Genomic DNA, 21,107 nt, shown 5'->3' with positions numbered 1-21,107 from the left:
ACGACAAGCAGCAGCAATCTGTGCCGAGGTGTGCGATGAACAAGCGATGCAATGTGCGACCGGGGCATGTGAGCACGATCGCCGGCGCGGTCGCCGCGTTGTTCGCGGCGTCGTATATACCGCTCGTGCTCGCGAATCCGACCGGCGCCCAGGTGGTGGCCGGCACGGTCAGCATCAACTCGCCGGGCGCGGGACAGATGCACATCACGCAGGGCTCGTCCAATGCGATCGTCAACTGGAACACGTTTTCGATCGGTAGCGGCGAAGCGGTCAGGATCTCGCAGCCGTCGGCTTCCGCCGCGCTGCTCAACCGCGTGACGGGCAACGATCCCAGCGTGATCGCCGGACGCCTGCAGGCCAACGGCAAGGTGTTTCTCGTCAATCCGGCGGGGGTGATCTTTGCGCCGGGATCATCGGTGAACGTGGGGTCGATGATCGCCTCGACACTCAATATCTCCAATGCCGATTTCCTCGCCGGCAACTTCCATTTCGTTGGCGCGTCCGCGGCGGCGCTCAGCAACGCGGGGTCGCTGACGGCCGCCGCGGGCGGCACCATCGCGTTGCTCGGCGGCACGGTCAGCAATAGCGGCACGGTCAGCGCAAAACTGGGCAGCGTCGCGCTGGGCGCGGGCAACGACATCACCGTCGACTTTGCCGGCGACGGTTTGACCACCCTGAAGATCAACCAGGGCGCGGCGCACGCGCTGATCGGCAATACCGGCACGCTGGCCGCCGACGGCGGCACCGTGGTGATGAGCGCACAGACGGCCGACGCGCTGGCGGGCACCGTCATCAACCAGCAAGGCATCGTGCGCGCACAGAGCCTGAGCGAACACGACGGCCGCATTCTGCTCGACGGCGGCACGAACGGCGTGACACAGGTGAGCGGGACGCTCGACGCCAGCGGCGGCGCGGGGCAAACCGGCGGCAGGATCGACGTGACCGGCTACGACGTGGCGCTGCTGGCCGGAGCGTACGTCGATGCGAGCGGCGCCGCGGGCGGCGGAACCGTCCACTTCGGCGGCGGCCCGGCGGGTGCGGACCCCTCCGTTCGCAATGCCAATGCGATCTGGATGTCGCCGACCGCCAGCCTCCACGCGGATGCGCTCGTCGACGGCAATGGCGGCAACGTCGTGGCTTACAGTGAAACGGCCAGCCGCATTTACGGCACGTTGACCGCGAAGGGCGGGCCGCAGGGCGGCGACGGCGGCTTGATCGAAACGTCCGGCCACACGCTCGACACGACCGGCATGAGCGTCGACGCATCGGCGGCGAAGGGGCAGGGCGGCAGGTGGCTGCTCGATCCGTTCGAGGTCGACATCGTGACGCAGGTGCCGGATGTCACCGCCGCGCCGGTCCCGACGCAGACCGCAACCGATTCGAACACCATGACGTTCGGGCCGATCACGGGCAGCACGTTCATCCTGAACACGGCGCTTACCGGTCCGCTGAGCCTCGGCACGTCGGTGACAGTACTGACAGGGACCGATCCCAACTTCGGCGCGGGCGACATCGTCGTCGACGCGCCGCTCAACCTCACGACCGGCACGCTTCCCGCCACGCTGAAGCTGAGCGCGACGGGATCGGTGCTGGTCAACAACACCATCACGTCGAGCGCGGGGCCGCTCAGCCTCGTATTCGATGCGAACGTGGGCGGCACGAGTCCGCTCAGTCTGGTCTCGTTCCAGGGCGTCACGGTGAAGACCAACGGCGGCAGCGTGACGTTGGGAAGCGGTGGCGCGAGCCCGGTCCTGATCCAGAACTCGAACATCGACACCGCGGGCGGCGATCTGACGGTCACCGGCACGTTCCCGATCAATGGCGTGGCGATTGGCTATCTGATCACGTTGTCGTCGGGCATTTTCATCGACTCGTCGACCATTTCCACGGAGGGCGGCGTGTTCTCGCTGTCGGGTGTCGCGCTGGGCCCGAACGCCAATGGTGTGGCGATCACCGGCACCAGCTCGCTCTCGACGACGAGCGGCGCGCTTCGCATCACCGGCACGGCTACCGCCGGCGGCGGAGGCAACGACGGCGTGATCGCGCAAGGTGACAATACGATTCAAACCGGCAGCGGCGCGCTCACCATCAGCGGCGCCGGCAGTTCGAATATCGAGGATCAGGGCATCGGCGTGCTTCTATCCGGCACTTCAGCCAGCACGACGAGCGGGGCACTGAGCGTGAACGGCAGTTCTTCTGGCAGCAGCGCGATGGGCGTGTTCTTGACCGGCGGCGCCACAGTGGGCGAGGGTCCCGCGCTGCAGCCCGGGCTCAGCAGTTCGGGCGGCGCGATCGCGGTCAACGGTAGCGTGACGCAAAGCGCGCAAGGGGGCTTCGGCGTCGAGATTCAGAACACCACGATCTCCAACACGACCGGCTCGATCGGCGTGACGGGCAATGTCACCGGCACCGCCGCCGGCGGCACCTTCGCGGACGGCGTCTATTTTTATGGCACCACGTTGAGCACCGGCAGCGGCGACATTTCCGCCGCCGGCAGCGTGTCGTCGAACATGAACGTCAGCATCGGCCTCGACATGCATGGGTCGTCGGTCCAGTCGACGAGCGGCAACCTCAAGTTCACCGGACAAAGCGTGGGAGCCGCGGTCAACGGCGACTCGGTGATCGGGCTGATGTTCGAGAACACGCTATGCGTGGACTGCATCCAGACAGCCCCCGTATCGGTGACGACCGGCACGGGCACGGTGAGCCTGTTCGGCAACGGCACCGGTCCGTTCGTGCAGGGTGTGCTGATCACCGACGGCACGACGATCACGTCGACCAACGGCGGGGCGATCGATATCCGCGGCGCAGTGAGCGGCCCGGCAGGCAGCAGTCCGAACCAGCAGAACGACTATGGCGTGCTGATCGCCAATGGCGCGATCAGCGCGACCGGGACGCGTACCACCACGATCGGCATTGCCGGTTCGACCACGACATCCGATCCGGGCGTCGCGATCGGCCTTGCGGTGCCCGAGACCGAGCAGAGCGAGTTTGGGCTGATCAATCCGACCTCCATTGTCACCGGCGGCAGCGTGACGAGTGCGGTCGCCAATGCCACCGCCGACAACGTGACGATCTCGACGACGAATCCCGCTTCGATCGTGTTGCGCGCATTCAACGACGGCACGGCGAGCAGCCTCGCCATCACGCAGGCGACGCTGTCGTCGCCGGGCGGCGTGCTGTCGATCATGCCGGCGTCGGTGGACCCGTCGAGCTTTACGATCACCGCTCAGAACGCGACGCCGATCACGCTGCTCGGCACGGGCGGCGGTCTCAGCATCGACGCCCCGACTTTCTCGACCTTCGCGTCGATTCCCAGCATCGTGCTCGGGTCCAGCACGCAAACCGGGCGGATCACCGTCGGCGGACAGTGCGTATCGGGCGGCTCGACTTGCGTGCCGACACGTCCGGGCTTCGCGAACAATCTCACGCTGTCCAACCCGGGCGCGGGCAGTCAAGGGATCGCGCTGACCTACGGCATCTCGACTCCGGGCCAGACCTTGATGCTGCTGTCGGCGGGTCCCGTCACGGACCCCGGCGGCATCCAGGCCGCGGGGCTGATTCTCGCCGGCCCCGGCACCTTCACGCTGACCGATCCGCAAAACGACGTCGGCGTGCTGGCGATGGCCAAGGCGGGGAGCGTCGACTTCTCGAACTCGCATGGCTTCGTGATTGGCCCGCTGACGAGCCAGACGTTCGACTCCGCCGCGAGCCAGTTGAGCCCGATGAGCGTGACGAACTCCACGCTGACCGGCAGCCTCGTCGCGACCGCTACGACCGGCAATATCGGGCTGGGCGCGAGCACGCCGTCCGCGACGGCTCCGAATACGAATCTGAGCGCGGGCGGCTCGATCGATCTGGTGATGGAGAACGGCGTGTTCGTCGATGCGAACTCCGGCACACTTGGCGCCGGCAACGCATGGCGAGTCTGGGCCAGCACCTGGAACGGCGGGACACGCGGCAGCGTGCAGCCGAACACCGCGCAGCCCAATTTCTACGGCTGCCTGTTTGGCTCGGGCTGTAGTTGGGGCGGCACGGTGCCCACCACCGGCAATCATTTCGTCTATGTCGCACGGCCGACGGTCACGGTCAACGCGGATGGCGCGACGCGCTACGTTGGGGCGCCGAACCCGGCGTTCACCTACACGACGGCCGGTCTGATCAACGGCGATACCGCCGCGGGCACGTTGAGCGGCTCGGAGACGACCACGGCCACTCTGACTTCACCGGCGGGCGGCTATCCGATCGACCCCAACTTCACGTCCAGCGTGGGCTATATCGTCAACGAAGTGCCGGGCACGCTGACGGTGATTCCGTTTCAGAGCACGATCTCGAACCCGCAGGGCCCGATCCCCAATCCGGTCGCGCAAAGCGGTCTGCAGACGTTTTTCAGCAGCCAGGAGCAGACGTTCGTCTACGAAAACAATCTGCAGGGCACCAACATCTGCATCGGCTCGAACCAGCCGCTCTTCAGCACGACGCCGCCTGGCGAGAAACAGGACATCCTCGCGGTCGAATGGAAGCGGGTGCGTTCGCAGCCGAACCTGAATAGCTGCCTGCTGACGAACACCCAGCACGGCTGCGGTGACTTCTAGCGGGAGCCAGGCGAAGCGGGCGGGACGGGTGGCGCGGCGCCTGCGGGCGAATGCAGCGCGCGCAGTTGCGCGATGGCGGCCTCGGCGCTCGCGACGAACCGTTGCGAGCGCCGCCATGCTTCGACGACCTCCTGATGGACGGGCTGCTCCATCCCGAGGTGAATCCGGAAGAATCGTTCAGCGTGGATGGCCGGGTGGTAATGCTGGCGCACCCGCTTCGCGTCGATCAGCCGCCGGTTGCCGAACAGCCTGCTCAATGCCCACGAAAACGCGCCGTCTTCACCGCCGACGCGACGAAAGAACGCGTCGAGCGGAAACCCGCCCAGCGCGCGATACACCGCCCGCCGGATCACGAGACTGCTCGGCACGGTGTTGCTGAGGATTGCCGCGTACTTTTCGAAATCGGGATGCTCGACGATCGCGCGCGGAAAGCCCGCATAGTCGACATCGAGCCGCACCGATGCCTCGCCCGGACAACGCTGCAGATAGCCACTCGCCGCGGCCAGCGCGCCGGGCAGATATTCGTCGTCGGCGTCGATGAATCCGAGCAGATCCTCGGTCGCGTGCATCGCGGCCCAGTTGCGCGCGGCGGCGACGCCGCCATTCACGTACATGCGCAGTACTTCCACGCGCGCGTCGAGGCGGCCGTAATGTTGCGCGAGTTCGATCGAAGCATCGGTCGAGCCATCGTCGACGACGATGATTTGCGCGGCCTCCGGCTGGATCAGGCAGCTTTCCAGTGCGCGGCCAAGCGTTGCCGCCATCTGCAGACAGGGAATGATGATCGAGATCGGCATGATGCGAGCCCCGTTCCGATGCTGATCCGCTGCGTTACGCCTGTGCCGGGCCGGGCATCAATTGCGTCGCCTGGGCGTCGTCGTCGCCGACCCACACCGCGAACGCCGTGAAGTTGTCGTGATTCGTGCTGGCGCTCGCGCGCACCTGTTGCGCGAGCGCGTCGAGCCAGGCGCCGGGTGTCGCCGCATGGGCCAGCGCGTCGGCGATGCCGGCGTCATCGGCGTACTCCCACAGGCCGTCCGTGCAGATCAGGAAAGCGTCGCCGTCATGCAGCGGGAAAGTACCGTCGACGCCCGCAATGGAGAGTGCGTCGCGCGTGCCCAGCGCCGCATACAGCACGTTGCGGCGCGGATGATGACGCATCTCCTCCTCGGCGAGCAGCCGCGCGTCGACCATCTGCTGAACCATGCTGTGGTCGCGCGTGCGCGCGCAGATCTCGCCATGGCGGAAACAGTAGAGGCGGGTGTCGCCGCAATGGGCCCACGCGGCCGTCGCGCATTCGCGGTCGATGGCGAGCACCACGGCCGTCGAGCGCATGTCTTTTTCATTGCCTTTGCCGCGCAACTGTTCTTCGACGATGTTCTCATTGGCATGCGTGAGCGCGCTGATCAGCCGGTCGCCCGTCGGCGGCAATTCGGCAACGGTCAGGTAGCGTAAATCCGCCAGCACCGAAGCGACGACGAGGCGCGAGGCGGTGTCGCCGCCGCCGTGTCCGCCGGCGCCGTCGGCGACGACGCAATAGTAGAGCCGTTCGCTCGACCAGTCGCCGAACGAATCTTCGTTGCGCGGGCGGTCGCCCCGATCGGTCAGGCTTGCGGTGGCAAGTTGCACCGTTGACCTCTCATATGCTCGCGGTCTGTCGAGCTCATTCCTGCGCGTGCGACTGCGCGGACAGAATGCCCAGAACCAGCAGGATGACGATGCGATTGCCCGGCGAGATGTCGATGCCGAGGCTGTGCTCGATCCATCGGCCGATTTGCGTGCGGGCGAAGTCGGCGGGTATCGAGCCTTTTTTCAGCGTGACGCCAAGCTTGCGCGCCCGGTAGTGATACGACGCGATGCCGTAACGCGCGGCCACCTGCGACAGACCGCCTTTCTCGTTCGACAGCCAGCCGAGACTGCCGGCGAGCAGCATGCGGTCGGCGTCGTCGAGCGAAGCGATGAAATGCGACGCGGATTCGCGTACCTCGGCTTCGTGCAGACCGTATTGCAACAGGACCGAGCCGATCGGATCGGGATGAAAAGCCGTTTGCCGGTCGATTTCGAGCATCACGTCGCCTTCGTCGAGCGACACGTTGCGCTGATGGCTCGCGCTGCGCAGACAGTCGATCAGATAGCGGCGGAAATAGGCGCACACGGCATGGCTGGTCGAAGGCGCGCTGTGCAGCGGGAAAGTGGGCAATGCCGTCGGCGCGGTATCGAGGCGGAACACCTTGAGATAGAGGAACTGCGAGATCAGTTCTTCCTTGTCCTCGCCCAGCGCCTGCAATTCCGACGGATGGTAGCCGGTCAGCGCGCGGCGCACGATCGTATAGATCGACGCCATTTCGTCGTGGCTGAGGCAGGTGCGGCGTTGCCACAGGTCGGGCAGTGCGCTTTCTCCAGCGTGGTCGGCAATTGCAGCGCTTTGGATATCTGCCACTTTTCACCCCGAGGTGGTGAGCCCCGCTTCTTAAGGGCGGAGCCCGGCTGCTGACACTACCCATTTCGCCGCGTGTGTGGTGCGCCGGTTTTCTGTCCCCAATGAATCCGGCACTCGCTTTGCCGCCATATCGGGCAGATTGCGTATGCCAGACGCTTGCAATACCGGCAATTCCGCCGTGCAACCGGCGCGTGATTGGAAAACAGACTTAGTCTATTGGCACGTTTTATTTATTACAAGGTAAAACTTAATATGTTATTCACCGCTCTGGCGACGGGTTCTATCGCTATCAGGACTAACCCTGAACGCAACGTAAGCGCTTACCGGCAATCCGGCAAGGTCAAATTTTTTAAAAAATCCGGGCACCTGATTCGTTTACCCAGATGTTGGGCGATCCCGCCAATCGACCGTCCTGAAAGGGCGCGCTGGTGAGGTCGTAAGACGACTGTCCGAGCTTGTGATTGTAATGGTGCCGGAACGAAAAGGTTAAAACTTCTTAAGTGTTTATGGAGTTGAATGGTATTACATATACTGTTTCGCTTAATTAAACAAAATCCGTTTCTATTGCTATCCGGCTTTGATTTTCCGGGCTGCGTGCTATTCTCATATCGGATTGCCGCCGAGAAAGGACAACGCTCGCTAAAAACATCGCAATAGCTGGCGAAGGCAATCTAATCAGAGTTAACACGTATTTCCGGGAACGTTGATTCCCGGCGGGCAAGGGCAACCCGTACCGGTCACTTACGGTGCGTCGAGACTACTCATCCGAGACCGATACCAGACATGGCCACGCTTCTCGCGGGCGAAATGCTTGCCGACATATCAGCTGCCAGTCCATGCGGGGACGACCTCGAGTACGACCCTGACTTCCTTGCGCTCGAGCAGGTCGTCCACGGCAAGCCGGAGGTGCAGTTCGGCGAGACCATGGTCGCCGCCACGCCGCCTGACTGGAAAGTGGCCGAAGCGCTATCGCTCGATCTGCTCGCAAAAGGCCGCGACTTGCGCGTCGCGGTGCACCTGGCGCGCGCGCTACTCAATCGCCGACGTTTCCCTGGCTTCGCCGAGGGCCTCGCACTCGTCGAAGGCCTGCTCGAACAGCGCTGGGACCATGTCTATCCACAGCTCGATCCCGACGACGACAACGATCCGACCGCCCGCGTCAACGCGCTCGCCGCCCTCGTCGAACCGTCCGGCATGCTGGTGGACGTGCGCGACGCACCGCTCGCGTCGTCGCGCGCGCACGGTGGCGTCAGCTTGCGCGACATCGAATATGCGACCGGCGAAGTGCCGCTGCCCAAGGGCGTCGAGGCGGCGTCGCTGAGCTCGATCGACGCGGTGATCGCCGACGCCCGCCAGGACGCCGCCGAAGCGCACACGGCCTTGCTCGCGGCCACGCATAGCGCGATGCGCATCGAGACGGTATTGACCGAGCGTGTCGGCGCGGCGCGCTCCATCGATCTGTCGCCGCTATCGAGGCTGCTGCGCCGTGCAGCCGACTTTCTCGGCGAGCGTCTCGACGTCCCGGGCGGAGCGCCGCAAGCATCGCCGAACGGCGACGTGACCCCGGGCGAAAGCGCCGGCGCGGCGCCGGCACCGGTGCCGCTGTCCGGCGACATTACGGACCGTCAGGACGTGATCCGCATGATCGACAAGATCTGCGCGTACTACGAGCGTCACGAACCCTCCAGCCCGTTGCCGCTGCTGCTGCTGCGCGCGCGCCGGCTGGTCGACAGGAACTTCATGGAAATTCTGCAGGACCTCGCGCCAGAAGGCGTGCGCCAGGCCAGGCAGGCCGGCGGTATCGAAAACGAGTAAGCAGTCAGGCGGGGATGGGCTTTTTCGCTTCTAGCAACGCCAGTCATGCGCCACGCTGCTCGCGGCCGTGCGGCGTCAACCAGGGGAATGGTCGTGGCCAAGGAAAGCAGCCAGAAATTCATCGCGCGCAATCGAGCGCCGCGAGTTCAGATCGAATATGACGTCGAAGTCTACGGGTCGGAGAAAAAGGTCAATCTGCCCTTCGTCATGGGCGTGCTGGCCGATCTCTCCGGTCAGCCGGCGGACCCGCTCGCGCCGGTGGCGGATCGAAAGTTTCTCGAGATCGACGTCGACAACTTCGACGAGCGTCTGAAGTCGATGAAACCGCGCGTCGCCGTGCAGGTGCCGAACGTGCTGACCGGTCAGGGCAACCTCGCGGTCGACATGACCTTCGAGAGCATGGACGACTTTTCGCCCGCGGCGGTCGCGCGCAAGGTGGACGCGTTGTCGAAGCTGCTGGAGGCGCGCGGCCAGTTGCAAAACCTGCTGACCTATATGGACGGCAAGACCGGCGCCGAGGAGCTGATCGCGAAACTGCTCAACGATCCCGCGTTGCTGCAGTCGTTGGCGTCCGCACCGAAGCCGCAGCAATGAGCGTGATCTACAGGGGAGTCTGACCATGGCTGAACCTAGCACCGAAGGGCAAGCGCAACCCGGCGAGGCGTCGCTTGAAACGAGCGATTTCGCGAATCTGCTGCAAAAGGAATTCAAGCCGAAGAGCGAGAAGGCGAAGGAAGCCGTCGAGACGGCGGTGCGCACGCTCGCCGAACAGGCGCTGCGCGATACGAACGTGATTTCGGGCGATGTGCTCGCGACGATCGAATCGCTGATCGCGCAGATCGACGAGAAGCTGACCGCCCAGATCAATCAGATCATCCACTCGGAAGAGTTCCAGAAAGTCGAGAGCGCGTGGCGCGGCTTGCACTATCTGGTCAACAACACCGAGACGGACGAGACGTTGAAGATCCGCGTGATGAACGTATCGAAGGGCGATCTGTACAAGACGCTCAAGAAGTACAAGGGCACCGCGTGGGATCAAAGCCCGATCTTCAAGAAGCTCTACGAAGAGGAATACGGCCAGTTCGGCGGCGAGCCGTATGGCGCGCTGGTGGCCGATTATTACTTCGACAACGGCGGGCCCGACGTCGATCTGCTGACGCAGATATCCAGGATCTCGGCCGCCGCGCATGCGCCGTTCATCGCCGGCGCCGATCCCGCGGTGATGCTGATGGATTCATGGCAGGAGCTGGCCAATCCGCGCGACCTGACGAAAATCTTTCAGACGCCTGAGCATGCCGCGTGGCGCTCGCTGCGCGAATCCGAGGATGCGCGCTACGTCGGTCTCGCGATGCCGCGTTTTCTCGCGCGCGCGCCGTATGGCGCCAAGACCAATCCGGTCGAGGAATTCGATTTCGAGGAAGACACGGCCGGCGCGGACAGCGGCAAATACGCATGGGCCAATGCCGCCTATGCGATGGCGACCAATATCAACCGCTCGTTCAAGATGTACGGCTGGTGTTCGCGGATTCGCGGCATCGAGTCGGGGGGCGCCGTCGAGAACCTGCCGGTGCATGCGTTCCCCACCGACGACGGCGGCATCGACATGAAGTGCCCGACCGAAATCGCCATTAGCGATCGCCGCGAAGCCGAACTCGCGAAGAACGGCTTCATGCCGCTCGTGCACAAGAAGAACTCCGATTTCGCCGCCTTCATCGGCGCGCAGTCGCTGCACAAGCCCGCCGAGTTCGAAGACCCCGATGCCACCGCGAACGCGAACCTGGCCGCGCGTCTGCCCTACCTGTTCGCCTGCAGCCGCTTCGCTCACTACCTGAAGTGCATCGTGCGCGACAAGATCGGCAGTTTCAAGGAAAGGGACGACATGCAGCGCTGGCTGCAGAACTGGATCCTTCAGTACGTCGACGGCGATCCGGCGCACTCGACGGAAGAGTCCAAGGCACGACGCCCGCTCGCGGCCGCCGAGGTGGTCGTCGAGGAAGTCGAAGGCAATCCCGGTTATTACACGTCGAAGTTTTTCCTGCGTCCGCACTACCAGTTGGAAGGCCTGACCGTATCGCTACGGTTGGTTTCGAAGCTTCCGTCCGCCAAGGCGGCATGACGGAAATCCCCATTCAGTGACGAATTGCTTTGAGCGGAGAAGAAGATGGCCATCGACATGTTCATGAAGCTGGGCGATATCAAGGGCGAGTCTCAGGACAAGACCCACAAGGAAGAAATCGAAGTGCTCGCATGGAGCTGGGGCATGAGCCAGAGCGGCACGATGCACATGGGCACGGGCGGCGGCGCCGGCAAGGTGTCGGTGCAGGACCTGTCATTTACCAAATACAGCGACAAGGCGAGTCCGCCGATCATGGCAGCCTGCACCAAAGGCACGCACATCGACACGGCGTTGCTGACGGTGCGCAAGGCAGGTGGCGACAATCCGCTCGAGTACTACAAGATCACGTTGAACGGCGTGCTGATCAGCTCCTACTCGACCGGCGGCTCGGGCGGCGAAGAACGCTTCACCGAGAACGTCACGCTCAACTTCGAAAAATTCCATGTCGAGTACCAGCCGCAAAACGCGAAGGGCGAGAAGGAAGGCGGGGTGGTCGAAGTGAAGTGGAACATCCCCGCCAACGCGACTACCTGATCGGCTGAGCGCAAAGGGCGACTGCACTGCGGCGGTCCTGCCGTCGCAGTGCGGCGGCGGGTGGGACGAATCGAGCCAGACCGGAGCGAACCGGCATGAACGCAGAAGAATGCTTGCGCGAAGGCGATCTCGACGGATGTCTGCGCGAATTGCAAAAACAGGTTCGCAAGGATCCGTCGAAAGCCGCCTATCGCGTCTTTCTATTCCAGTTGCTCGCGGTGACGGGCGCCTGGGATCGCGCATTGACGCAACTGAACGTCGCCGGCGAACTCGACGCGGCCGCGTTGCCGATGGTGCAAACCTATCGTGAAGCGTTGCAATGCGAGGCGCTGCGCGAAGCGGTTTTCAAAGGCGAGCGCGCGCCGCTGATCTTCGGCGAGCCGACCGGCTGGCTTGCGTTGCTCCTCGAGGCATTGCGGCTCGACACCGCGGGCGATAGCGGCGCGGCGGCCGCCGCGCGCGCGCGGGCGCTCGACGAGGCGCCCGCCACCGCCGGCGCATTGAATGGCGAACCGTTCAGGTGGCTCGCCGACGCCGACAACCGGCTCGGCCCGACACTCGAAGCCGTGCTGAACGGCCGCTATTACTGGATTCCTTTTTCGCGCATCAAACGGATCGAAATCGAGCCGCCGTCCGACCTGCGCGACCGCGTCTGGATGCCGGCCGTTTTCACGTGGGCCAACGACGGCCAGGGCGCCGGTCTGATTCCCGCCCGCTATCCGGGCACGCTCGCCGAGCCGAATCGAGCGTTGTGGCTCGCGCGCCTGACCGAATGGATCGGTGACGATCCCGTGCTCGCGCGGCCGGTGGGACAGCGTATGTTCGCCTCCGATGCGAACGACTACGCGCTCTTCGACGTGCGCACCATCGAACTGACGAGCGGCGACGCGCCTGCCGAACAGGACGGCGCGGCCGCTCCGGATCATGGCTGAACTGACTGCGCGTGATCGCCTGCAACCGTCGCTGCTCGACCGGCTGACCGATCTCGAACCGGAGGCGAAGCAGGAAGCGCGCGAGCGGCGCGTTCTGTCGATGCGCGCGCTGCGCGAGAGCGTGCAGCGCGACCTCGGTTGGCTGCTGAACGCGAATGGCCTCGCGTCGGTGCAGGATCTGAGCGGCTATCCGTATGTCGCGACCTCCGTGATCAATTTCGGCCTGCCGGACATTGCCGGCAAGACCGCCTCAGGCATCGATCCGTCGCGGCTCGAGCGGCTCGTGCGCGATGCGATCTGGGCGTTCGAGCCGCGCATTCTGCGCGACACCGTGCGGGTCAGTTCGATGCAACTCGAAGAGACGACCGGGCGCCACAACACCGTGTCGTTTCTGGTGGAGGGCGATCTGTGGGCGCAGCCGTATCCGGAGCGGCTCTACTTCAGGACCGAACTCGACCTGGAAGTCGGCGAAATCCGCGTGATCGACCAGGGCGGGCCGCGCTGAAGCCATGAATCCAGACCTGATCAAATACTACAGCCAGGAACTGCAGCATCTTCGCGAGATGGGCGGCGAGTTCGCGCGCGAATTTCCGAAGATCGCCGGGCGCCTCGGACTGGAAAACCTCGAATGCGCGGACCCCTACGTGGAGCGTCTGCTCGAAGGCTTCAGTTTCCTCGCGGCGCGCGTGCAACTGAAGATCGACGACGAGTTTCCGCGCTTCACCCAGCATCTCGCGGAGCTGGTGTACCCGCATTACCTCGCGCCCACGCCGTCGATGGCCGTGGTGCAGATCCAGCCGGACCTGACCAGCTCCAATCTCGCGGACGGCGTGCGGGTTCCACGCGGCAGTACGCTGCGCAGCGTGCTCGACAAGAACGGCTCGACGCGCTGCGAATACCGCAGCGCGCACGAACTGACGCTTTGGCCGCTCGACATCACGGAAGCGCGGTTTTTTACGCACGCGGGCTCGCTCGGTGGCATCGACAGCGCGCTGCCGGCGAGCATGGCGGCGGGCGCCGCTGTCAAGGCCGGCCTCAGGCTGCGCCTACGCGCCACCGCTGGTCTGAGAATCAACCAGCTGAAACTCGACCGGCTAACGCTGTATCTTCGCGGCGCGGACGGGATGGCCACGCGTATCCACGAGCGTCTGCTCGGTTCGGTGAGCGGCGTCGTCGTGATGCCGGCCAAACGTCCGGCGTCCTGGCATGTGCAGTTGCCGGCGAGCGCGCTGCGGCCGCTCGGGTTTGCCGACGATGAAGCATTGCTGCCGGTCAGCCGGCAGTCGTTCCAGGGCTACCGGCTGTTGCAGGAGTATTTCGCGTTTCCGCAGCGCTTCATGTTTCTCGCCATCGACGGTTTGCACGCGGCGTTGCGGCGTTGCGCGGACACCGAAATCGAAGTCATCGTGTTGCTCAAACGCGGTGATCCGCTGCTCGAACAATCGCTCGATGCCAATAATTTCGCGCTGCATTGCACGCCCGCGATCAATCTCTTTGCGCGGCGTACGGATCGCATCGCGCTGTCGGACGAACAGTTCGAATATCACGTGGTGGCCGATCGCACCCGGCCGATGGACTTCGAGATCTATCAGATCGAGAGTGCGACCGGCTATAGCGCGGGCGCCGGCGGCGAGCAGCGCTTCGAGCCGTTCTATCACGCGCGCGATCTCGGCGCCACCTATCGCGCCGGCGCGTACTACCAGGTGCGCCGCGAAAAACGTCTGCCGTCGGCGCGTCAGCATGAGCGCGGCCCGCGCACGAGCTACCTCGGCAGCGAGATGTTCATCGCGCTGGTGGACGCGAGCAATGCGCCGTTTCGCGCTGACCTGCGGCAACTCGGCTTGCAGGTGCTGTGCACGAATCGCGACCTGCCACTGACGATGCCGGTCGGCGTCGGCCCCGCCGATTTCACGCTCGATGTCGAAGCGCCGGTGCAGAGCGTGCGCTGCGTGAGCGGCCCGAGCCGGCCGCTGCCGTCGTATGCGCACGGGGCCGTGGCGTGGCGGCTGTTGAGTCACCTGTCGTTGAACTACTCGTCGCTGCTCGATAACGATGCACAGGAGGGCGCCCGCGCGCTGCGCGATCTGCTGAGTCTCTACTGTCCCGCCGACGAGATCGCGAGTCAGCGGCTGATCGAAGGCGTGCGCTCGATCGATTCGCGCTCGGTGACGCGACGCTTGCCGGGCGCGGGACCGATCGTATTCGGCCGCGGTCTCGAAGTGACGCTGACGCTCGACGAAGCCGCGTTCGAAGGCGCCGGCGCGTTTCTGCTCGGTGCCGTGCTCGCGCAATATTTCGCGCAATACGTATCGATCAACTCGTTCACCGAGACCGTCGTGAAGACGCTGTCGCGCGGCGAGATCATGCGCTGGCCAGCGAGGGTCGGACAATGCCGGACGCTCTGACACTGTTGCGCCGGCTCGAAGACGATGCGCGCCGCTTCGACTTCTTCCAGGTCGTGCGGCTGCTGGAGAATGCGTATGCGGACAAGCCGCGCGTCGGCGAGTCGATGCAGCCGCGCGACGATGCGATCCGTTTCGTGCAGGAGCCCGAACTGGTTTTCCATCCGACGACGCTCGGTGACTTCACCCCGGCCGGCGAGCATCACGCCGCGCGCCTCGCGGTCAAGTTCTTCGGCCTGCTCGGGCCGCACGGTCCGTTGCCCACCCATCTGACCGAGTACGCTCGCGACCGCGCCCGCAACGCGAACGATCCGACCTTCGCGCGCTTTCTCGATGTCTTTCACCACCGGATGGTGTCGCTGTTCTATCGCGTGTGGGCCAATGCGCAACCGGCCGTGAGTCTCGACCGTCCGGGGCGCGATCGCTTTTCCTTTTATGTCGGCAGCGTGTTCGGGCTGGGCGAGCCGACGCTGCGCGAGCGCGACGCGGTGCCCGATTTCGCCAAACTGCACTTCGCCGGATTGCTGGGCGGCCCGACCCGTCCGGCCGCCGGTTTGAAACTCGTGCTGGCGCGTTTTTTCAACCTGCCGGTCGACATCGAACAGTGGGTCGGCCATTGGATGACGCTGCCCGCGAATTCGTTGTTGCGCCTGGGCGCACCGGACGGTTCGGCCGCGCTCGGCGTGTCGACGCTGCTCGGCGCGCGCGTCTGGGATTGCCAGCATAAATTCCGCATCGTCATCGGACCGTTGAGCCGCGCTGATTACGAGCGCTTCCTGCCGGGCGGCGAGAGTCTGAAGCGCCTCGTCGACTGGGTGCGCAATTACGAGCGCGACGGGCTCGATTGGGATCTCCGGCTGGTGCTGAAACAGGAGGACGTGCCACGCCTGAAGCTCGGGCGCCACACGCGCCTCGGTTACACCACCTGGACGCTCGGCCGCCCGGCGCGCGGCGATCAGCGTCAACTGGTGTTGCGGCCGACCGGTCCGGACGGCCGTTCACGGATTGCCGCGGCGGCCCGCGAGGCGTCCGCGGGGGCGCCGCCATCGACATCATCGAGGGAATAGAAAAATGGCCGAGATCAAACGGGCAGCGTTGTTCGGCAAGCTGAACAAGCTCGGATTCCGCGCAATCGAGAGCGCGAACGTGTTTTGCAAGTTGCGCGGCAATCCTTATATCGAACTGTCGCACTGGTTCCACCAGATCCTGCAACTGCAGGACTCCGACCTGCACCGCATCATCAAACACTACGGGCTCGAGCCTTCCGCGTTGGCGCGCGATCTGACCGAAGCGCTCGACCGTCTGCCGCGCGGTTCGGCTTCGGTGACCGACATCTCGTCGCAAGTCGAGGAGGCGGTCGAACGTGGCTGGGTGTTCGGCTCGCTGATGTTCGGCGAGTCGCAGGTGCGCACCGGCCATCTGGTGGTCGGCCTCCTGAAGACGCCGTCGCTGCGCAACGGGCTCTACGGCATCTCGCGTCAGTTCGAGCGCATCAAGCTCGATTCGCTCGTTGACGAATTTCACAGCCTGCTGCGCGAGTCGCCGGAAGCGGCGATGAGCGCGAGCGATGGTTTTCGGGCGGGCGGCGCGCAGCGCGAAGGCGGCGACGCGGACACCACGGGCGGCCCGGTGCCGGCCGCCGCGCTGGGCAAGCAGGAAGCGCTGCGGCGCTTCACCACCGATCTGACCGAACAGGCGCGCAATGGCAAGCTCGACCCGATCGTCGGGCGCGACGAGGAAATTCGCCAGGTGATCGACATCCTGATGCGCCGCCGCCAGAACAACCCGATCCTGACGGGCGAAGCGGGCGTCGGCAAAACCGCGGTGGTCGAAGGCTTCGCGCAGCGCATCGCGGCGGGCGACGTGCCGCCGTCGCTGCACGACGTGCAGTTGCGCACGCTCGACGTCGGTCTGTTGCAGGCGGGCGCGAGCATGAAGGGCGAGTTCGAGAACCGCTTGCGGCAGGTGATCGAGGAAGTGCAGGCCTCGGAAAAGCCGATCATCCTGTTCATCGACGAAGCGCACACGCTGGTCGGCGCGGGCGGGGCGGCCGGCACCGGCGACGCGGCGAATCTGCTGAAGCCGGCGCTCGCGCGCGGCACGCTGCGCACGGTGGCCGCGACCACGTGGGCCGAATACAAGAAGCACATCGAGAAGGACCCCGCACTGACGCGGCGCTTCCAGGTCGTGCAGGTCAGCGAGCCGGACGAGACCCGCGCGATCCTGATGATGCGGGGCGTCACCTCGACGATGGAGCAGCACCACAAGGTGCAGGTGCTCGACGAAGCGCTCGAAGCCGCGGTACGTCTTTCGCATCGCTATATTCCGGCGCGGCAGTTGCCCGACAAGGCGGTCAGCCTGCTCGACACCGCCTGCGCGCGCGTGGCGGTCAGCCAGCATGCGACGCCCGCAGCGGTCGACGATTCGCGCAAGCGGATCGTCGCGCTCGAAACCGAACTGGCGATCATCGGCCGGGAAAACGCGGTGGGCGTCGACACGCGGGAGCGTGAAGCCGCCGCGGCGGAAAAGCTCGCCGCCGAACAGGCGCGTCTCGCCACGCTCGACACCCGCTGGCAGGCAGAAAAACAACTGGTGACGCGGATTCTCGCGCTGCGCGCGCAACTGCGCGGCGAGACCGGCAAGGTGGAAGGCGCGGCGCAAGCCAGCCGCACGAACGAAGCGAACGAAGCTGCGAACGGAACGGTAGACGAAACAGCGGCCACCGGCGCGACCGACAACCCCGCCAGCGACACCGCGACGCGCGAAGCGCGGCTCGCCGAACTGCGCGAGTTGCAGGCGCAGCTCGCGCAGCATCAAGGCGAAGACCCTTTGATCCTGCCGACCGTCGACCAGCAGGCGGTCGCCTCCGTCGTGCAGGACTGGACCGGCATACCGGTGGGCCGGATGGTCCGCAACGAAATCGAAAACGTCCTGAAGCTCGCGGAGAACCTGAACCGGCGCATCATCGGCCAGGCTCATGCGACGGAGATGATCGCGCGGCGCATTCAGACTTCGCGCGCGGGTCTCGACAATCCGAACAAGCCGATCGGCGTGTTCATGCTCGCCGGCACCTCCGGAGTCGGCAAGACCGAGACCGCGCTGGCGCTCGCCGAGGTGCTGTATGGCGGCGAGCAGAACGTCATCACGATCAACATGAGCGAGTATCAGGAAGCGCATACGGTGTCGTCGCTGAAGGGCGCGCCGCCCGGCTACGTCGGCTACGGCGAAGGCGGCGTGCTGACCGAGGCGGTGCGCCGCCGTCCATACAGCGTGGTGCTGCTCGACGAGGTCGAGAAGGCGCATCCCGACGTCCACGAGCTGTTCTTCCAGGTGTTCGACAAGGGCTGGATGGAAGACGGCGAGGGCCGCGTGATCGACTTCAAGAACACGCTGATCCTGTTGACCACCAATGTCGGCACGGATCTGATCACGAGCCTGTGCAAGGACCCGGAGCTGATGCCGGAGCCGGAGGGTATTGCGAAAGCGCTGCGCGAGCCGTTGCTGAAGGTGTTTCCGCCGGCCTTGCTGGGGCGCGTCGTGGTCATTCCGTACTTTCCGCTGTCCGACGAGATGCTCGGCGCGATCATCCGGCTGCAGCTCGGCCGGATCGAGAAACGCATCCGCGTGTCGCATAAGATTCCGTTCAGCTACGACGACGACGTCGTGAAGCTGATCGGCAGCCGCTGCACCGAACTCGAAAGCGGCGGACGCATGATCGACGCAATCCTGACCAACACGCTGTTGCCGCGCATCAGCACCGAGTTTCTGACGCGCATGATGAACGGCAGCCCGGTCACGAAAGTGCAGATCGGCGCGCGCGACGGTGAATTTCTCTATACGTTCGATTGATCGAAAGGGGAGGATGCCTTCTTATGCCGCAACAAGTCAGCATGGGCGCGACGCTGCAATGTTCGTTCGGCGCGGCGCCTTCGACGCTCGTGGTCTTGCCGGTCAACCGGGTGATGGGCGAAGGGCCGCCCGCGGCCAACATCATGGATCACATTCCGCTCGTCAACATCATGCCGTTCGGCGTGTGCAGCTCGCCCGCCAATCCGACCGTCGCCGCCGCGACGGCGGCGGCGTTGGGCGTGCTGACGCCGATGCCGTGCATTCCGGCCACCATGACGCCGTGGACGCCGGGCGCGCCGACCGTGCTGCTCGGCAACCAGCCGTCGCTCGACAACGTGTCGACCTGCATGTGCAACTGGGGTGGCGTGGTCACGATCGTCAATCCGGCGACAGTCAAGACGATGATTCCGTGACATGACCACGCAAAACCCGAACCGACACGTCACCGTCAGTTGCGCGCCTGCCGGCGAGGATCTGCTGTTTCTGCATCTGAGCGGCACCGAGGAGTTGGGGCGCCTGAGCGAATGGCGGCTCGATCTGCTTGGCAAGCGCAACGATCTGCAGGCCGGCGATCTGCTCGGGCATGACATCTCGATTGCGCTGTCGTTGCCAGAGGACGGCGAGCGACAATTCAACGGGATCGTCACGGCGTTCCGGATCGTCGCACCGGGCGACAACACCCGCAACCGCATGGCGCGCTATGAAGCGGTGGTGCGTCCGCGGCTGTGGCTGCTCACGCGCGCGTCGCACAGCCGCTTTTTCCATGAAAAGAGCGTGCTCGATATCGTGACCGGCGTACTCCAGGACTACAACATCGACGTCAGCAATAAATGCCAGGCGACCTATCCGCCGCTGCAGCACTGCGCGCAATACCGGGAGACCGATTTCGCCTTCGTGAGCCGCCTGATGGAGCACGAGGGCATGTACTACTACTTCGAGCACAAAGGGGGCAAGCACACGCTGGTGTTGACCGATTCGAGCGACGTTCACGGACCGATCGAACACTATGCGTCGATTTCGTACGATGCGTGGTACGAGCCTTCGAACGAGAAGGAATGCGTGTATGCGTGGAGTTCGGGCGCGGAATTGCAGACCGGCAAGTACGAAGTCAACGACTACGATTTCGAAAAGCCCACGTTGAGCAATCAGCAAGGCCTGCTGTCGCGCGCGACGCGGCCGAAAGTGTACGATCCGCCGGTGTACGCGATGCAGGAACATCTGAGCGGCCACGCGCAGTCGAGCGATGGCGACCGCTATGCGAAGGTCGGCATCGAGATCCGTCAGGCGCGCAACGACAGCATTTCGGGCCGATCGAGCGCGCGCGGCATCTGGCCGGGCGGTCAGTTCAAGCTCGAGAATCACGCCTGCGATGGGCAGAACCACGAGTATCTGGTGGTCAGCGCCGCGTACGAGATCAATTCGGATGTCTATGTGTCGACGGTGCGCCACGATCCTTCGCTGCCGCTCTTCGACTGCGCGTTTGCCGCGTTGCGCAAGGAAAACCACTTCCGCTCTGAGCGGCTGACGCCGCAGCCGGTCGTGGCGGGCCCGCAGACCGCCATGGTGGTCGGCCCGGACGGCGAAGAAATCCTCACCGATAAATATGGCCGCATCAAGGTGCAGTTTCATTGGGAGCAGTTCGCTCCGCCGGCCGATGCCGACGCGCGCATGAAGCGGTGCTGGGTGCGGGTATCGCAGAGCTGGGCCGGCAAACGCTGGGGCGCGTTCTTCTTGCCGCGGATCGGTCAGGAGGTGGTCGTCGAGTTCGTCGAGGGCGATCCGAACCGGCCGCTCGTGACCGGTTGCGTCTACAACGCGAACACGATGCCGCCGTACGAACTGCCGGCCAATCAAATGTTCTCGACGCTGAAGAGCAATTCGACCAAGGGCGGCAGCGGCTTCAACGAAATGCGTTTCGACGACGACAAGGGCAGCGAGCAACTGTTCTTCCACGCCGAGAAGGACCACGAGACCTGGGTCAAGAACGACATGCTGAGTAACGTCGGCAACGACCGGCATCTGAAAGTGACCGGCAACGAGTTCGTGGCGATCACCGGCGCGCGCCACGACGCCGTGACGGGCGACCAGAACGCCCAGGTCGATGGCAACGCGTCGCTGAAGGTCGGGCAGAAGTTGCAGGAAAAGGTCGGCATGGACTATGCGATCGACGCCGGCATGAATATCCACATCAAGGCGGGCATGAACATCGTGATCGAAGCGGGCGCGAGCATTACGCTGAAGGCGGGCGGCGCCTTCGTGGTGGTCGGGCCGGTCAGCGTGGCGGTGTCGGGCACACCGATCCTGCTCAATTCGGGCGGCTCGGCGGGCTCCGGCAGCGGCTCGTCACCGACCGCGCCGAGCGCGCCCAAAGACGCCGACGACGGAACCAAAAAAATCAAATCGTGAGTGATGCACCTGACCGCT

The 21,107-nt window shown here is 64.7% G+C and carries 15 protein-coding genes; 12 read left to right on the top strand and 3 right to left on the bottom strand.

What is annotated here, in order from left to right; all coding sequences use genetic code 11:
- Positions 1 to 35: 35 nt before the first annotated feature.
- Positions 36 to 4,595 carry a beta strand repeat-containing protein gene (locus OKW40_RS26235; protein ID WP_429492434.1) on the top strand — a complete coding sequence of 1,520 codons (4,560 nt, stop codon included), beginning with the start codon at positions 36 to 38 and terminating at the stop codon, positions 4,593 to 4,595.
- On the opposite strand, the gene OKW40_RS26230 is transcribed toward OKW40_RS26235, so the two are convergent.
- The 3 genes from OKW40_RS26230 to OKW40_RS26220 are packed head-to-tail and all read right to left on the bottom strand — an operon-like array spanning position 4,592 to position 7,035.
- Positions 4,592 to 5,392, bottom strand: a complete 801-nt coding sequence (locus OKW40_RS26230; protein WP_221309323.1) for a glycosyltransferase family 2 protein — start codon at positions 5,390 to 5,392, stop codon at positions 4,592 to 4,594. The two genes, OKW40_RS26235 and OKW40_RS26230, sit on opposite strands and share 4 nt — an antisense overlap.
- Positions 5,393 to 5,426: 34 nt before the next feature.
- Positions 5,427 to 6,224: a PP2C family protein-serine/threonine phosphatase gene (locus OKW40_RS26225; RefSeq protein WP_429492432.1), complete on the bottom strand. Its 798-nt coding sequence runs from the start codon at positions 6,222 to 6,224 to the stop codon at positions 5,427 to 5,429.
- A 34-nt stretch (positions 6,225 to 6,258) separates the two neighbouring features.
- Positions 6,259 to 7,035, bottom strand: a complete 777-nt coding sequence (locus tag OKW40_RS26220; RefSeq protein ID WP_429492430.1) for a hypothetical protein — start codon at positions 7,033 to 7,035, stop codon at positions 6,259 to 6,261.
- Positions 7,036 to 7,818: 783 nt separating this feature from the next.
- On the opposite strand from OKW40_RS26220, the gene tssA reads away from it, so the two are divergent.
- From tssA to OKW40_RS26165, 11 genes are all read left to right on the top strand, one after another.
- Positions 7,819 to 8,850: a type VI secretion system protein TssA gene (tssA, locus tag OKW40_RS26215; RefSeq protein WP_429492428.1), complete on the top strand. Its 1,032-nt coding sequence runs from the start codon at positions 7,819 to 7,821 to the stop codon at positions 8,848 to 8,850.
- 87 nt (positions 8,851 to 8,937) lie between these two features.
- Positions 8,938 to 9,444, top strand: a complete 507-nt coding sequence (tssB, locus tag OKW40_RS26210; protein WP_018422997.1) for a type VI secretion system contractile sheath small subunit — start codon at positions 8,938 to 8,940, stop codon at positions 9,442 to 9,444.
- A 25-nt stretch (positions 9,445 to 9,469) separates the two neighbouring features.
- Positions 9,470 to 10,966, top strand: a complete 1,497-nt coding sequence (tssC, locus tag OKW40_RS26205; protein ID WP_184031803.1) for a type VI secretion system contractile sheath large subunit — start codon at positions 9,470 to 9,472, stop codon at positions 10,964 to 10,966.
- Positions 10,967 to 11,011: 45 nt separating this feature from the next.
- The gene (locus tag OKW40_RS26200) at positions 11,012 to 11,500 is read left to right on the top strand and encodes an Hcp family type VI secretion system effector (RefSeq protein ID WP_184031795.1); all 489 of its coding nucleotides are present in this window, start codon (positions 11,012 to 11,014) and stop codon (positions 11,498 to 11,500) included.
- A 95-nt stretch (positions 11,501 to 11,595) separates the two neighbouring features.
- On the top strand, positions 11,596 to 12,432 hold the full coding sequence (locus OKW40_RS26195; protein WP_429492425.1) for a type VI secretion system accessory protein TagJ: 837 nt from the start codon (positions 11,596 to 11,598) through the stop codon (positions 12,430 to 12,432).
- Positions 12,425 to 12,937: a type VI secretion system baseplate subunit TssE gene (gene tssE, locus OKW40_RS26190; RefSeq protein WP_018422993.1), complete on the top strand. Its 513-nt coding sequence runs from the start codon at positions 12,425 to 12,427 to the stop codon at positions 12,935 to 12,937. Before OKW40_RS26195 ends, tssE begins: the two co-directional genes overlap by 8 nt.
- 4 nt (positions 12,938 to 12,941) lie before the next feature.
- The gene (gene tssF, locus OKW40_RS26185; RefSeq protein ID WP_429492423.1) at positions 12,942 to 14,837 is read left to right on the top strand and encodes a type VI secretion system baseplate subunit TssF; all 1,896 of its coding nucleotides are present in this window, start codon (positions 12,942 to 12,944) and stop codon (positions 14,835 to 14,837) included.
- Complete coding sequence (tssG, locus tag OKW40_RS26180) at positions 14,822 to 15,901, top strand: type VI secretion system baseplate subunit TssG (RefSeq protein WP_429492421.1); 1,080 nt, start codon at positions 14,822 to 14,824, stop codon at positions 15,899 to 15,901. The genes tssF and tssG overlap by 16 nt, the downstream gene beginning before the upstream one ends.
- A gap of 4 nt (positions 15,902 to 15,905) precedes the next feature.
- Positions 15,906 to 18,683, top strand: a complete 2,778-nt coding sequence (gene tssH, locus OKW40_RS26175) for a type VI secretion system ATPase TssH (protein ID WP_429492419.1) — start codon at positions 15,906 to 15,908, stop codon at positions 18,681 to 18,683.
- 23 nt (positions 18,684 to 18,706) lie between these two features.
- Positions 18,707 to 19,096, top strand: coding sequence for a DUF4280 domain-containing protein (locus OKW40_RS26170; RefSeq protein ID WP_018422989.1), 390 nt, complete (start codon positions 18,707 to 18,709; stop codon positions 19,094 to 19,096).
- Position 19,097: 1 nt separating this feature from the next.
- A complete protein-coding gene (locus tag OKW40_RS26165) occupies positions 19,098 to 21,089 on the top strand; it encodes a type VI secretion system Vgr family protein (RefSeq protein ID WP_429492417.1) in 1,992 nt (663 codons plus the stop codon).
- Positions 21,090 to 21,107 lie beyond the last annotated feature (18 nt).

The organism is Paraburkholderia sp. RAU6.4a (assembly GCF_050435625.1).
Taxonomy (GTDB): domain Bacteria; phylum Pseudomonadota; class Gammaproteobacteria; order Burkholderiales; family Burkholderiaceae; genus Paraburkholderia; species Paraburkholderia tuberum.
The sequence above is the reverse complement of the archived record's forward strand: the minus strand, read 5'-3'. Positions and strand labels throughout refer to the sequence as shown.

Coding starts and splice junctions, on each gene's coding strand:
- OKW40_RS26235 (WP_429492434.1), top strand. CDS start 36: ATGAACAAGCGATGCAATGTGCGACCGGGGCATGTGAGCACGATCGCC.
- OKW40_RS26230 (WP_221309323.1), bottom strand. CDS start 5,392: ATGCCGATCTCGATCATCATTCCCTGTCTGCAGATGGCGGCAACGCTT.
- tssA (WP_429492428.1), top strand. CDS start 7,819: ATGGCCACGCTTCTCGCGGGCGAAATGCTTGCCGACATATCAGCTGCC.
- tssB (WP_018422997.1), top strand. CDS start 8,938: ATGGTCGTGGCCAAGGAAAGCAGCCAGAAATTCATCGCGCGCAATCGA.
- tssC (WP_184031803.1), top strand. CDS start 9,470: ATGGCTGAACCTAGCACCGAAGGGCAAGCGCAACCCGGCGAGGCGTCG.
- OKW40_RS26200 (WP_184031795.1), top strand. CDS start 11,012: ATGGCCATCGACATGTTCATGAAGCTGGGCGATATCAAGGGCGAGTCT.
- OKW40_RS26195 (WP_429492425.1), top strand. CDS start 11,596: ATGAACGCAGAAGAATGCTTGCGCGAAGGCGATCTCGACGGATGTCTG.
- tssE (WP_018422993.1), top strand. CDS start 12,425: ATGGCTGAACTGACTGCGCGTGATCGCCTGCAACCGTCGCTGCTCGAC.
- tssF (WP_429492423.1), top strand. CDS start 12,942: ATGAATCCAGACCTGATCAAATACTACAGCCAGGAACTGCAGCATCTT.
- tssG (WP_429492421.1), top strand. CDS start 14,822: ATGCCGGACGCTCTGACACTGTTGCGCCGGCTCGAAGACGATGCGCGC.
- tssH (WP_429492419.1), top strand. CDS start 15,906: ATGGCCGAGATCAAACGGGCAGCGTTGTTCGGCAAGCTGAACAAGCTC.
- OKW40_RS26170 (WP_018422989.1), top strand. CDS start 18,707: ATGCCGCAACAAGTCAGCATGGGCGCGACGCTGCAATGTTCGTTCGGC.
- OKW40_RS26165 (WP_429492417.1), top strand. CDS start 19,098: ATGACCACGCAAAACCCGAACCGACACGTCACCGTCAGTTGCGCGCCT.